At 63.7% G+C, this 12,930-nt stretch carries 10 protein-coding genes; 5 read left to right on the forward strand and 5 right to left on the reverse strand.

Annotated features, from left to right (window positions below):
- Nucleotides 1-66: 66 nt before the first annotated feature.
- The 4 genes from VT84_RS28015 (at nucleotide 67) to VT84_RS40300 (ending at nucleotide 5,091) form a co-directional block, all read left to right on the forward strand.
- Nucleotides 67-2,643, forward strand: a complete 2,577-nt coding sequence (locus VT84_RS28015) for a HEAT repeat domain-containing protein (RefSeq protein ID WP_082841814.1) — start codon at nucleotides 67-69, stop codon at nucleotides 2,641-2,643.
- 77 nt (nucleotides 2,644-2,720) lie between these two features.
- A complete protein-coding gene (locus VT84_RS28020) occupies nucleotides 2,721-3,686 on the forward strand; it encodes a hypothetical protein (RefSeq protein ID WP_082841815.1) in 966 nt (321 codons plus the stop codon).
- 52 nt (nucleotides 3,687-3,738) lie between these two features.
- Entirely contained in the window at nucleotides 3,739-4,506 is a 768-nt protein-coding gene (locus tag VT84_RS28025; RefSeq protein ID WP_082841816.1) for a class I SAM-dependent methyltransferase, read from the forward strand.
- Nucleotides 4,507-4,575: 69 nt separating this feature from the next.
- Complete coding sequence (locus VT84_RS40300; protein WP_204249846.1) at nucleotides 4,576-5,091, forward strand: hypothetical protein; 516 nt, start codon at nucleotides 4,576-4,578, stop codon at nucleotides 5,089-5,091.
- A gap of 70 nt (nucleotides 5,092-5,161) precedes the next feature.
- Here VT84_RS40300 and VT84_RS28035 read toward each other — a convergent pair whose 3' ends face one another.
- The 4 genes from VT84_RS28035 to VT84_RS28050 form a co-directional block, all read right to left on the reverse strand.
- Nucleotides 5,162-5,863, reverse strand: a complete 702-nt coding sequence (locus tag VT84_RS28035) for an alpha/beta hydrolase (protein ID WP_162271871.1) — start codon at nucleotides 5,861-5,863, stop codon at nucleotides 5,162-5,164.
- 431 nt (nucleotides 5,864-6,294) lie between these two features.
- The gene (cysC, locus tag VT84_RS28040; RefSeq protein WP_082841818.1) at nucleotides 6,295-6,975 is read right to left on the reverse strand and encodes an adenylyl-sulfate kinase; all 681 of its coding nucleotides are present in this window, start codon (nucleotides 6,973-6,975) and stop codon (nucleotides 6,295-6,297) included.
- 138 nt (nucleotides 6,976-7,113) lie between these two features.
- Entirely contained in the window at nucleotides 7,114-8,097 is a 984-nt protein-coding gene (locus VT84_RS28045; protein WP_082841819.1) for a hypothetical protein, read from the reverse strand.
- Between the two features lie 87 nt (nucleotides 8,098-8,184).
- Nucleotides 8,185-9,177: a prenyltransferase/squalene oxidase repeat-containing protein gene (locus tag VT84_RS28050; RefSeq protein ID WP_082841820.1), complete on the reverse strand. Its 993-nt coding sequence runs from the start codon at nucleotides 9,175-9,177 to the stop codon at nucleotides 8,185-8,187.
- Between the two features lie 123 nt (nucleotides 9,178-9,300).
- On the opposite strand from VT84_RS28050, the gene VT84_RS28055 reads away from it, so the two are divergent.
- Entirely contained in the window at nucleotides 9,301-10,962 is a 1,662-nt protein-coding gene (locus VT84_RS28055; RefSeq protein ID WP_082841821.1) for a M28 family peptidase, read from the forward strand.
- A 79-nt stretch (nucleotides 10,963-11,041) separates the two neighbouring features.
- Here VT84_RS28055 and VT84_RS28060 read toward each other — a convergent pair whose 3' ends face one another.
- The gene (locus VT84_RS28060) at nucleotides 11,042-12,772 is read right to left on the reverse strand and encodes an RNA polymerase sigma factor (protein WP_082841822.1); all 1,731 of its coding nucleotides are present in this window, start codon (nucleotides 12,770-12,772) and stop codon (nucleotides 11,042-11,044) included.
- Nucleotides 12,773-12,930: the final 158 nt, after the last annotated feature.

Below are 12,930 nucleotides of genomic sequence, written 5' to 3' on the forward strand. Positions count from 1 at the left end.
TCGCCCCGACGTGGCACGGCGCCCGCGCAACGGGTATCGTAACCCCACTCATTATGGGGCTGTGCGATGAACGACGAAGCGGCACTCATCGCGGCGATCGCGGCCGCGCCCGACGACCGGCACCTGCCGCTGGTCTTCGCGGACTGGCTCGACGATCGCGGCGACCCGCGCGGGGCGTGGATTCGCCACCCCGCTGTTTCTCTCTGGATGCCACCCAACTACGAGAACCCGATCCCGAAGTTACTTGCCGCGCTCGCGGCGGATAAGCGCGTGATCGATGTGCGCCGGGCCGCGGAAGTGATTGGGGAGCCGATCGTCCCGGGGCTGATCGAGCTACTCAGGCACGAGAAACCACGAGTTCGGCGGCAGGCGTGCATGTGCTTGCGGAACATCGGCAAGCGCGCAAAAGAGGCCGTCCCCGCACTACTCGACGTGCTCGGCGATCCCGAACGCGACGTGCGCGAACAGGCCGCGAAAGCCCTCAAGGATATCGGAGCGACCGGAATCACCGATACCGATCAACTGAAAGCCGCGCTCACCGACGACGACTGGAGCGTGCGCCACGCGGCGAGCCAGGTACTCGGTTCGATGCGCGCGAAGGGGAGCGTACTCCAAGAATTCGTTGAACAACTCGACAGCCCCGATCCCGACGACCGCCAGGAAGCGATCCGCGGGTTAATGCAGCTCGACACCGCGGATGCGGTACCCGCGTTTGATCGCGCGCTCGATGATCCCGAAGTGGCGGTGCGCGAAGTTGCGGTTCAGGCACTCGGCCGGTTGAAATTTGCAGACGCATCGGGAGCATTATGCCGCGCGATGAAGGACCGCGTCGCGACGATTCGCAAGAGCGCGGCCCGTCAACTCGGGAGCGGCGGTCGTTACGCAGCCCTCACGCCGGAAGTGGTCGCGGCACTTGTCGCCTTGCTCGATGATCCGGTACCCGATGTGCGCGCAGCGGCGTGTACCACAATCGCTCGATTCGATAGCCCGCTAGTGCCTCCTCTAATCCCGCGCGTTGTTGCGTTGCTTGATGACCTCAGCACCGAAGTCCAGCAAAGCGCGATCGGCACGCTCGGCAGCATTGCCAGAGGTAATAAGGCCGCACTCAAAGCCCTGACCGCGCAACTCAGCAACCTCGATCCCAAGCACCGCCAACTTGCTGTTAACGCTATTGGAATCGTTGGGCGAAATGATTCGGGCGCGCTCACTGCACTCACTCCGCTCTTCAGCGATCTGGTCGAGGAGGTGGCGTATGAAGCGACCAGCGCCATCGGCAACTGGGAGAAGCTCCCGGCTTCGGTTGCGGCCCCACTTCTCGAGCGACTCTCTCGGTTGCGAGACGCCGATCAACAGGTGCACGCGATCGCGGGTGTTCTGGTTGCGCTCGGCCGATTCGAGGAGCCACCCGCCGGGGTGATCGAAGCACTCCGCGAGGCCGTGCGCAATCCCCCCGTCGGGTACGGTCAACTGAGCGCAATCGAGGCGCTTGCTGCTCTGGGGCCGGCAGCAGTTCCGGCAATTCCGGATCTCGTTGCCCTGTTCACTCGCGACGATCCGCCCGTGAACTACTACGCGCATTCGTTCGCGGTGACGGCACTCGTCCGTGTCGGCGAACGCGGGCGCGACCAGCTTGTTGCGTTGCTCGATACCGAGAGTGACGACACGCGCACGATTATCCTTCAGGGTTTACGAGATCAGGGGCGCGTTGCGCTACCGTTCCTACCTGCCGCGCTCCGCCTCTACCACCGCACGACCGACGAGCGGCACCGGGCACTCATCGTAGAACTGATCCGCGCCCTTGGCCCCGAAGCGGACGGCGCCATTCCGGACCTGATGGCCTCCCTCGAAACGACGCAATCGAGGCACACCAGAACCAACACGCTCCGCGCGCTCCAACAGTTCGGTACGACGCTCCTTCCGTACCTCCCGCAGTTGATCGAACTCGCCCGGCGGCCCGAATTCGCGAGCGATCTCGATACGATCGCCACGATCGTCGCGCATTTCGCCCCGCGCGAACCGCAAGTCAAAGATTCACTGCGCGAATTTCTACGTGCGGCTGTACCGGATGAAACAGACAACAGCGCTCAGCGTCGGGTCAAAAAATCTACCCGGCAAATCTGCGCGAGTGCGTTGTTCGCGTTGAACGACGCGACGCTATTGCCGGAGCTTGCGACGTTAGTTGACGATCCCGACCCCGATATTCGCGCGGCCATCGCCTATGAACTGAATCGGCTCGACACACCGGCCGTTCTCCCGTTCCTTCGGCGATTACTTGGCGACAGTGCGGAGACGGTACGCCTACGTGCGATCGAGGTATTGGTCCGACGCAACGACACCTCAGCCGAAACGATCGCCGCACTGGTTCACGCGGTCGAGGCCCACGCGGTGAAAGTGCGCCGGGCGGCGATCGATGCGCTGGGCAAGTTGAACGTGAGCACCGACGCGGTTCTCGCGTCACTCTCCGCCGCGACGAGTGACGGTGACAAAAAGGCGGCCGAGCGCGCCGCGATTGTACTGCGAAAATTGGCTCCGAAAGCTCCGAAAGCACCGAAACCCGCTCCCGCGCGAGCCAAGAAACCGCCGGTGCCGACGAACCCCAAAGGGGGCCTGCGCCAGTCGTCGAGAAAGAAGAAGCCCCAATGAAGTTCCCGCTCGGTCCGTGACCGGTGCCGAACGGATGGGTACACTGGTCCGACCACTTCACCACGGAGACGCTCATCATGGCCGACGACGCCCCCGCGACGCCCCCGAACGACAAGCCCGAGGAGCCGAAGAGCCTCATCGAAAAGGCCGGCGCTGCGCTTCCGATCGCGCTGACCGCGCTCGCAACAGTGTTCGCGTCCATGTCCAACGGCGCGCTGCAAGAAGCGATGTACTGGAAGTCCCAGGCGGCCCAGGACCAGTCGAAATCGACGAACCAGTGGTCGCTCGCCGGTTTCAAACGGGACCGCGCGCTGATTATGCAGACGACCGCGGTTCAGTTGCGCGCCTCGTCCGGCTACGCGCCCGCCAAGTTCGATGTCACGCTAAAAGACGCTGCCACTCCCGAAGAGCTTCAAAAAGCCCGCATGTGGCTCACCGAGCGCGGTGAAAAGGGCGGGCCGCCACCCGTTAAACTGCCCGACATTGAGGACGAGAAGATCAAAGAACTGCGCGACGCGATCGAGCACCGCGAACCCGAGCACGACTTGCTCAAAAAGGCCGGGCGCGTCGAGATGACGAAAATCACCAAGGCGATTGACGACGCCGAGAAGTACACCGAGCACACCGATAAGGAATGGACCCCGATCCTGAACCTGGCGAACGGGTTGGTGCGGGCACAACTCGCGTTCAACCCCAGCGCCCCGGACGCCACTCAAAAATCCGCGGGTGCGACCGCCGCGCAAGCTACGGGCTTCGACCTCGAAGAGCGCCGGTACCGGGCCGAGTCGCGGTTGAACCAGGGGATCGGGTTCCTGTACGAGATCCGCACGAAGGTGAGCGCGGCCGAGAGCGACAAGCACCGCAAGAAGAGCGAATTCCTCTCTTACGCGATGCTCGTGGCCCAAATCGGCGCGGTCGCGTCCTCGCTGGCGCTGGCCCGCAAGCAGAAGAACGTGCTGTGGCTGTTCGCCGCGATGGTCGGGCTGGTCTCCGTCGTCGTTGGCGGGTACGCTTTTATCCCACCCGCGTTGCTCCCGTTCTGATTCGTGTTACGGGGCGGGTCGCGTGCTCGCCCCCATAACGGAAAGGCTTCCCATGCACGGCACGGAGCGCCGACTCAGCGAACAACTGTTTCACGACCGGCAGGCCGCGGAGCGCGCCGAAGCGTTCCGCGCGGGCCGGGCCGACCTCCGGTTCGATACGGGCTCCTACCTCGACCACGAAACCTGGGTGCGCCCCGCGTTCGAGGCGCTCGGTCCTCTGCGTGGGAAGCACGCGCTCGACTATGGGTGCGGGCACGGTATGGCCGCCGTTGCGATGGCCCGAGCCGGCGCGATCGTGACCGCGTTCGATCTGTCGCCGGGGTACGTGAACGAAGCCCGTGCCCGGGCTGCTGCGAACGACGTGCGCATCGAGTGCGTCGCTGCCGACGGCGAAGATCTTCCGTTCCCGGCCGCCTCGTTCGACGCAGTTTGGGGCAACGCGATCCTGCACCACCTCGACCTAGCTAAAGCCGGAACAGAACTGCGCCGCGTCCTCAAACCAGGCGGAATCGCCGTGTTCTGCGAACCGTGGGGCGGTAACCCGCTCTTGGGGTTCGCACGCGGCTCGCTCCCGTACCCCGGCAAGGACCGCACGCCGGACGAACACCCGCTCACGCACCGCGACCTGCAACCGCTACGCGACATCTTCCCGTCGGTCGAAGTTCGCGGGTTTCAACTTCTCGGGATGGTGCGACGGGTGTGGCGCAATCGTCACGCGCTGGGCCTCCTCGACACGGCCGATACACACTTACTCCGCGCTTTACCCGCTTTGGGGAACTGGTGCCGCTACGCGGTCATTGTGTTACGGAACGCTCAGTAGGGGAAATGGTACGACGGTCTTATCCGAACACTGGATCAGTCGCGCTAAGAGCGGTTCCAGGAGAGGCCGATGGACGAAGCGGAGTTGGACGCGCACCTGTGGGCGGGGAAGAGTGCGCGAAAGCGGATTCTGTACCAGTGCGCGTGCTGTCGCGCGATTTGGCCCAAGCTGAACGACGGGCGCACGTGGGAGGCTGTCCACATTGCCGAGTTGTGTGCGGATGAACTTGTGCCGGAGAGCGAATTCCGAGCGGTTGCATCTACGGTAACAGCGGCATGGGGCGCGTTCCTTTGCGAGGTCGAACGCGACGCGGATTTCCGAACCGCGCAATACGCTCTTTTGCGAGAGGTGATTGGCTACCCAGAGCGAACCGCGCCTTTTCAGCTTGCGTGGTGTACTTCTACGGTCCTCTCAGTTGCACAGGCCATGTACGAGTCGCGGGATTTCGGCGCGATGCCGATCTTGGCGGACGCGCTCCAAGACGCCGGGTGCGACAACGCCGATGTGCTCGACCACTGTCGCGATGCCAACGCACCGCACGTGCGCGGGTGTTGGGTCGTTGATCTGGTGTTGGGGAAGGAGTAACTGCGGAGATTTGGTGTGCAACTGCCGCTCACAGCGCGAGCGGACGACGCTTCGTGCGAAACCGACTGCATTAGTGGCCGTGAGCCAGTGACTTACCTGTAATTTGTTCCATGATCCAGCGGTTCGCGTCGCCGAGCATATCAGCGTGAACGCAGTGCGCGGTCGCGTAGCGGTTCATGCGCACGTCCGATCCCGCTCGCGTGAGCTGAGTCACAGCGCGCCGGGCTTCCGTAACCGGCACAACCGGGTTCGCGGTGCCGTGGCCGATCAGGATACGGAGCTGATTCGCGCGCACGCGGCCCTTCGGCAGTCGGCCGTTTAGTGCGACCACACCGGCCGCACAGGTACCCATCGATAGGCCCAGGCGGTACGCGGCGGTGGCGCCTTCACCGATCCCCATGAGGAACACGCGGTCGGGATGAACGCTGAACTGGCTCGTCGCGTATGCGAGTGCGGCCTTCGTCCCCCGGTCCGGCTGCCCCTCGCCCCAACCGAACGCCGGGCGACCGTCCGCGCGACAACCGAGATTGACCGGTCCGCGGAGACACAACACGATGTAATTGCGCCGACTGAGTTGAGGGACCAACCGAACCGAGTGCTCTTCGCACTCACCTTCGGCGTGGAACACCACCACGAGGGGGTATGCGTATTTCGGTTGGTAGTCGGTCGGTAAGTACACGCGGACCGGGCGATCCGTCGCCGGCGCCAGAACGGCCGAGCGGAACCCTTCGGTCGGGTGCTCGGCGGTGCGGTTTGGTTTGGTAGCCGGCATGGTCAGTCCAATGATCCGGTTGGGTGGCTCTGGCGGGCTTGGGACCGCCCGGGAGCCGAACACACCGCGGGTCCGAATTTGATGGACCCGCGAGTCGATTCGCGACAACTCTACGTTCGTTGCGGAGCACATTCAAGCGGCCCTCGCGGCCGAGTTGAGTCAAAATGGCGAGTTTTTCAGGTTCGCCGCGCGGTTGCTCCGGCTGCGCTATATGCAGTGGAATAGGGAATCTGGGTCAGGTCAACAGGCGGGTCAATGTAAGAAAGAAAATCCGTTCCGAAAGCTCCCGCGCAGCGCGGCGCATTCGCGCCACTCGCGCAGGATGGCGCATCCGCGCAGCGCGTTATAAACGTGCGCGTCCCGGGTTCGAGGGTTCAAACTCCGGGCAGATGCCACTCCTTTTTCTCTCACATTCTGAAACCCGCACAGTCTTACGCCTTCACCAGCCCCCTCTCTTCTAGGTACTTCAACACGAGCGCGACGCCCTGTTCTACCGGTTGCGCGGCCGCGTCGAAAACGAGTTCCGGCTTCACCGGCGGTTCGTAAGGATCGTCGATGCCCGTGAAGCCTACACTTTTACCGGCCCCGACCGCAGCACGGGCCTGCTTGTACAGCCCCTTCGGGTCGCGCTGTTCGCAAACCTCGATCGGGGTGTTCACGTACACCTCAATGAACGGAATCGCCCCGGTCTTGTTCTGCTCGTGGGCTTTGCGGGCCGCGTCGCGGTCCTTGCGGTACGGACTGATGAAGCTCGTGAGCGCGAACAGCCCCGCGTCCGCGAACAGCTTCGCGACTTCCCCGATGCGGCGAACGTTTTCCTCGCGGTCGGCTGCTGAAAAGCCCAGGCCGAACCGCTGCGATTGTTCTTCGCCGTACCCGTGCGTTTCGGCCAGAACCTTCGGCCCGGCGTTCAACCCGAGTCGGACGTTGTCGCCGTCGAGGGTGTACGCCGCGTGCCCGCGTTGAATGAGTACCTGTTCCAGCGCCATCGCCAGCGTGGACTTACCCGAACCCGACAACCCCGTGAACCACAACGTTGCGCCGGTCTGCCGCAGGAGCTTGGACCGCTCCTCCCGGGTGACCGTGCCGCTGTGGAAGAAAATGTTGGACATCGTGTTGCGTTCTCAGCCTTCCGCGTGCAGCTTTCAGCTATCAGTTGTGAACATTCGCGCCTCGCTATCCGGTACAAGTTACGGAGTCGGAAACGCGGAGTCAGCGCGAGGGCTTTCGCCCCAACACCTCAAAGCCGGTCACGGCCCCGCGACCCGGAACTCCGCGGGCTGGCTCTTTACCACTCGGCGCCCGGTCGCGTCGCTGAGTTTCACGGTGACGGTGTACACGCCCGGCACGGTCGGGGCGGCGAACCCGTAGCAAGCGTGGAAGTCGAACAGTGGTGACCGGGTGACGAGACTCTCCTCGAACCGCACCACCGGCACGCGCTGGTCGGTCGATTGGAATTGCGGAACGAGGTTCTCTTTCGCGTCGCGGATTTCGACCTCGGCGCGAACGTGCACGCGGTACCCGTCGCTCGTAATTTGGTTGCTGAGGTTCCGCAATTCGAGGTACAGATTGATCCGATCATTGGGCTTGTAGTGTTCCGCCACCGGGCGCGGAGTGTACCGTCCGAACCCCTCTACTTTACTGCAGAACACGAATTTTTCGATCTTGAGAGCGGCGCGCGGTTCGAGCCGCGCGATGGCCCCTCGCAGTTGTTCCACGAGTGCCGCCGTGGTGAGTTGGTCGTTCATCAGGTCGGCACTCGCGCCGCGTGCGAGAATCGGGAGCACCGCGAGCACGAAGTCCTGATTGTTCTTGTCCATCGTCCGGATGATTTCGATCGCCTGATCCGGGCGGTTTTCAACATAGGCCCGGACCGCGGCCAACAACGGCGGTTCGGGTGGCGCGGTGAATGGCGGGAACTGTTGGGGTTCTCCGCTCGCTGTTTGCACTCCCCCCGGTGGGTTCGTGACAATTGGGACCGTCTTCGTAGCCGTGGAATTGCCGCTGGGGGCCTTGGGTACGACCGCTCCGGGAACCTTCGGCAGAATCGCGAAATCCTTGCGCGGGGCGGTATTGGTAGTCGGTTCGGCTTCGACCGGCGCTTTCGCAGTAGTTTTGGTGGTCTGTTCTGGCGCAGGGGTAGGAGCACTCGGCGTGCTGCTGATGTGCAGGCACGCCTGGAGAGAGATCGCGTAACATGCGACGAGCGCGAGAAGCGGCCGACGACCGGGCATCCGTGACCCTCGAACCTGCCCGCGGGCAACGCGGGTCGGCTCTCATAACGTTGGCACCTCTCCGCGCCAAGACCTCTCAATGCTGCACTACTTGAGCGGCCGACCGAGTAAGTACAGCCCGCACGCGGTGGTGATGGCGGGGTAGTTACTGTCGAGGTTCGCGCGACTCGCCTGCCACGATCCGTCCATTTGTTGTTCCTTCAGTAGTTTCTCGGCCCCCTCGCGATACCAGGCCCTAACTTGCTTGCCCGATTTGAACTCGGTCGAACCGAGTGCGCGCCCGAGTTCGGCGGTGGTCATCCAGGAATAGGCGCAACTCTTCCCGTCACCGAACTTGCCCACCTTTTCACCGAGTAGTGCGGCCATGCCCTTCTCGAACGCCGGACCGGGGTCGGTGGCCTTCTTGTCGTACTTCACCGCCACCGCCAAACTGAGCAGCGCCGCCACTGTCATGCTGTGACTCGGCTTGTCGTCACCAACGTTGATGTACTTCCAACCGCCGTCTTTGTGCTGTGTGTCCGCGTAGAAGTCGCGGATCTTGGGCCAGATGTCTGCATCGACCTTCGCCCCGGCTTGCGCCGCGACGTGGAGGGCCATCACTGCGAAGTGTGTGTTGGAGTTGTCCGCGACCTCGGTAGCCGGATAACTCCAGCCGACCAATTTGCCCTGGCGTATGATCGCCTTTTCGAGCAACCAGTCGGCGCCCGCCTGAATTTCCTTCGCGTACTTCGTCGCGTCGACCCGGGCGAGGGCCTGAGTGCGCAGGCTCACAACGTAAGTCTTGCTCGGTTTGAGCGCGAGCAGGTATTCAACCGCCTTGGCTACGGCCGGATCGTTTGCCGGGACGCCGGCTTCGATCAGACCCAGCACGACAAGAGCCGTGGTACCACCGTCCATCTCGAGGAGCGATTTGAAAAGCAATACGTCCCAACTGCCGTTGGGTTGCTGCGCGTCTTTTAAATATTTGATGGCCTTTTCGCGAGCGGGAGCGACCTTCTTCTCGAACTCCGCGTCCCGCCCCTTGTCCAGAGGAACTGGGGCCGCAATCGCGATCGCGAGTGAAGCGATGAGTGCCGTCATACGGTTCCTCCTCTAATTTTAATTTAAGACTTAACCCATTGTTTCCCGGCCCGTGCAGGGACACAATGGGCACTCCTCCCCATTTCGTCGGACTCGCATCAATATTTGTACTGGAGTTACCTCATGGCACTGCGCGCCCCGTCTGCCCGCGCTTTGTTACCCGCCGTAATCGGTGGGTTGTGTTTCCTTCTCTTGAAGACCGACGCCCGGTCCGCGGCGCCGGTCGAAGAGGCGCCGGCCCCGCGCATGGCGGCGGCCGATGTGGACCAGGCGCTCATTTCGGAGATCAAAGCGCGCTCCGAGATCATGAAGAACCTCCAGTACCTCTCCGACCAGATCGGCGGCCGGTTGACCGGGTCCGCGAGCCTGGAAAGAGCGAACAAGTGGACCGCGGAGAAGATGAAGGAGTACGGCCTGGAGAACGTGCGCCTGGAACCGTGGGAGATCCCCTACGGCTGGCAGCGCGGCAAGGCCGAGATGAAGATCGTCGAACCCAACAACGGGCGCACGCTGATGATCGCGTCCTACGGCTGGGCGCCCGGCACGAAGGGCAAGGTGACCGGCGACGTGGTGATCCTCAAGGGCCGCAACAAGGCCGATCTCCAGGCGTACAAGGGCAAGCTGAAGAACGCGATTGTTATGGTCTCGCCCCCTGCGAACGTGAAGCCGATCACCGACACCAGTTACGGCCCGGGGACCCCGCGGAAAGAGCCGTCCAAGGACGCTCCGAAGAAGGATGAGCCGAAGAAGGATGAGCCGAAGAAGGATGAGCCGAAGAAGGATGAGCCGAAGAAAGACGAACTCAAGAAGGAAGAGCCGAAGAAGGACTCGGCTTCGACGACCGAAGACATCGGGGCCGGTTCGTGGATTCGCGACGAGCAACAGCCCGGTTTCGGGTTCGCCGGTGAGATGCGCGCGTTCGCGAAGGAAGAGGGCGCGGCGTGCGAAATCACCGATTCGGCCAAGCCGCACGGGTTGCTCGTGACCACCGGCGGGTGGCGCGGGGACCGGGCCGCGGCCGAGAGCGGCATGGCCCGCGTGTTCATGGCCCACGAGCACTACGCCCTCCTGTATCGGCTCGCGTCCCGCGAGAAGGAAACGACCCGCGTCGAAGTGGAGATCGAGAACAAGTTCATCCCCGGCCCGATCGTCGTTTACAACACGATCGGTGAGGTCCGCGGGAGCGAGAAGCCGGACGAAATCGTGGTCGTCGGCGCGCACCTCGACTCGTGGGAACTGGGCAGCGGTACCACCGACAACGGCACCGGGAGCTGTGTCGTTCTCGAAACGGCCCGCACGGTCGCGAAACTCGCCAAGGACGGTCAGCCGCCGAAGCGCACGATCCGGTTCTGCCTGTTTACCGGCGAGGAGCAGGGGCTGTACGGCTCGAAGAAGTACGTCGAGAAGCACAAGGAAGACATGCCGAAGCACTCGGTGGCGCTGGTCCACGACACCGGTACCGGTAAGGTGCTCGGGTTCGGTACGCAGGGGCGCAAGAACATCATCCCGATCCTGGAACCGCAACTCGAATCGCTGAAGGCAATCGACGGCTGGAAGGGGCTCGACATCGCCGGCATGGGCGGCACCGACCACCTGCCGTTCGAGAGCGCCGGCGTGCCCGGGTTCGCGTGCAAGCAAGACATGGACGAATACCGGTTTACGCACCACACGCAGTCGGACACGTTCGACAAGGCGAAGGAGCCGAACTTGCTCCAGGGCGCCCAGGTGATGGCCGTGACCGCGGTCCGCGTCGCGAACCTGCCGGAACTGCTCCCGCGTAAGTAACGGGGCGCGAGCCGAGATCAACAAAAAGAACCCGCGGGCACTTCCGGTGCCCGCGGGTTCGTCATTTCAGGAGTGCGATTCACATCGAGGTCGGCGTGGACGCCGGTACCGCGTCTTCACCACTGTTGGGAATCGTGCTCGGCGGAATGTTCGAGGGCGGGATTCGGTCCGGGTTCCCGATCGGCGCCGGATTTCCTGCCGGAACCGGGTTCCCTGCGGGCACCGAGTTTCCCGTCGGCGCGGGGAACACCGGAGTGTTCGAGGACGGGATCAGATCCTGGCCCCCTGCGGGGATCGTCGGAGCGGGCAGAGTCGTCGACGGCGGGACGCTGTCCGGTGCCGGTGTCGATGGCCGCGTGGGGCGAACCGGCTGGCGCGACGGTGTCGGCGGGAAAGTCGTTCCGGGGCGGGCCACCGGAGGAGCGAAGCCCTCGGCGGGGGCGTAAGTGGCTGCCCCGCTGCCCGACATCGGGTAGTAGCCCGTCGGCGCCGGGAGTACGATCAGCAGCGTGTCCTGCTTGAAGAGCGCCAGTTCGCGCGGGTTCGGGAGCTTCCCGTCGTTGGTGATGAGTGCGTGAACGTCATTTTTGAGCGTTTCTTTCCACACTTTTTGCGCGAGCCGGTTGCCCTTCATGTCGAACACGGCGATGTCGGCCGGGTCGTGGGTTTTAGCGTGCACACCGGATTTGTGCTGATAGACCGTCACGTACCCCCCGTTGTCGGTCCTTTCAGCGACCGCACCGTATGAGGACACGCGCTGGCGCACGATCAGTTTGCCCTCTTCGAGCCGCACGACCGCTTGCGTCGGGAACGTGGCGTAGGGCACGTCGTCGTCCTCGACGCCCTTCGCCGCGATCTTCTTCGGTGCGGTCTTCGGTTGGGCCACGTCTACTTCCCGGTCGTCGGGCACGAGTGCGACCACGGGATCTTGGTCCTGCACGGGAACGCGGAGCTGTTGGGCCAGTGCGCCCCCGACGCCGATCAGCCCGCAGGCCAGCAGGCCGATTCCGAATGCTTGTCGTAAACGAGTTGCGAGCATGGTCTTCAGCACTCCGTCGGTGAGGGAAGAAACGGCCGGGGACACTCCCGGCGGGACGACCCCGCCAGGTACGAATCGCGTGGCCGCGTAAACGGTTGTGTGACTCAGGGTGTGCGGGACAACGGTCGCCAACGAATCGCGCCCGATGACGGCGCTGATCGCGGTGAGGCTCGCCGTGACGCCGCGTCGTGCGAGCCGGTCGGCTAGCACCTTGCGTGCGTGCGCCAAGCGGCTCGAGAGCGTTCCTTCGGGAATGCCCAGTTGCGCGGCCGCGGTGTGCCGGGGAAGGCCCTCGAGGTCGCACAGCACGACGGCCGTGCGGTACTTGTCAGGCAGTTTCGCTAATTCTTCGTCGATCACGCGGCGCAGGTCCGCGGTATCGTCCCGCGGATTCGGCGCGGCCGGTTCGGGTGCGGCAGACACGACGTGCTCCTCGGCCCGGCGGCGCGAGGCGCGGGCATCCAGCGCGGTGCGGCACGCGACGCCGTAAAGCCAGTTGGCGAGCAGCTCCGGCCGGGTCAAGTGGCTTGCCCGGCGAGCTAACACTAAGAACGCCGCCTGGAACGCATCCTCTGCGTCGTGCGGGCGCCCGGTTACCCGTCGGCACGCGGCCAGAACCATTGGCCCGTGCCGGCGCACGATCTCCGCGAACGCTTCCTCGTCGCGGGTGGCGACGAAGCGAGCGAGTAAATCGCGATCGGACACGTCGGACGTGCCGAGCACGACGCGGAGCAACTGTTGGGTGAGCGGACGCGGTGACTCGATTGGCATCAGGTCTCCCGGTAAACCGCGAACATCATGTACTGGGACGAACCACCCCAGCGCGTCGATAAATTTTCGGAATAGATGATTTCACCACAAAAACACGGAATTCGACAGCCCACGTTGAGGTAATGTGTTGGAATCTTGGCACTTGTGGCAGGCACAGT

This window comes from Gemmata sp. SH-PL17, from assembly GCF_001610855.1.
Taxonomy (GTDB): Bacteria; Planctomycetota; Planctomycetia; order Gemmatales; family Gemmataceae; genus Gemmata; species Gemmata massiliana.

Coding starts and splice junctions, on each gene's coding strand:
- VT84_RS28055 (WP_082841821.1), top strand. CDS start 9,301: ATGGCACTGCGCGCCCCGTCTGCCCGCGCTTTGTTACCCGCCGTAATC.
- VT84_RS28060 (WP_082841822.1), bottom strand. CDS start 12,772: ATGCCAATCGAGTCACCGCGTCCGCTCACCCAACAGTTGCTCCGCGTC.
- VT84_RS28050 (WP_082841820.1), bottom strand. CDS start 9,177: ATGACGGCACTCATCGCTTCACTCGCGATCGCGATTGCGGCCCCAGTT.
- VT84_RS28015 (WP_082841814.1), top strand. CDS start 67: ATGAACGACGAAGCGGCACTCATCGCGGCGATCGCGGCCGCGCCCGAC.
- VT84_RS28035 (WP_162271871.1), bottom strand. CDS start 5,863: ATGCCGGCTACCAAACCAAACCGCACCGCCGAGCACCCGACCGAAGGG.
- VT84_RS40300 (WP_204249846.1), top strand. CDS start 4,576: ATGGACGAAGCGGAGTTGGACGCGCACCTGTGGGCGGGGAAGAGTGCG.
- VT84_RS28025 (WP_082841816.1), top strand. CDS start 3,739: ATGCACGGCACGGAGCGCCGACTCAGCGAACAACTGTTTCACGACCGG.
- VT84_RS28020 (WP_082841815.1), top strand. CDS start 2,721: ATGGCCGACGACGCCCCCGCGACGCCCCCGAACGACAAGCCCGAGGAG.
- cysC (WP_082841818.1), bottom strand. CDS start 6,975: ATGTCCAACATTTTCTTCCACAGCGGCACGGTCACCCGGGAGGAGCGG.
- VT84_RS28045 (WP_082841819.1), bottom strand. CDS start 8,097: ATGCCCGGTCGTCGGCCGCTTCTCGCGCTCGTCGCATGTTACGCGATC.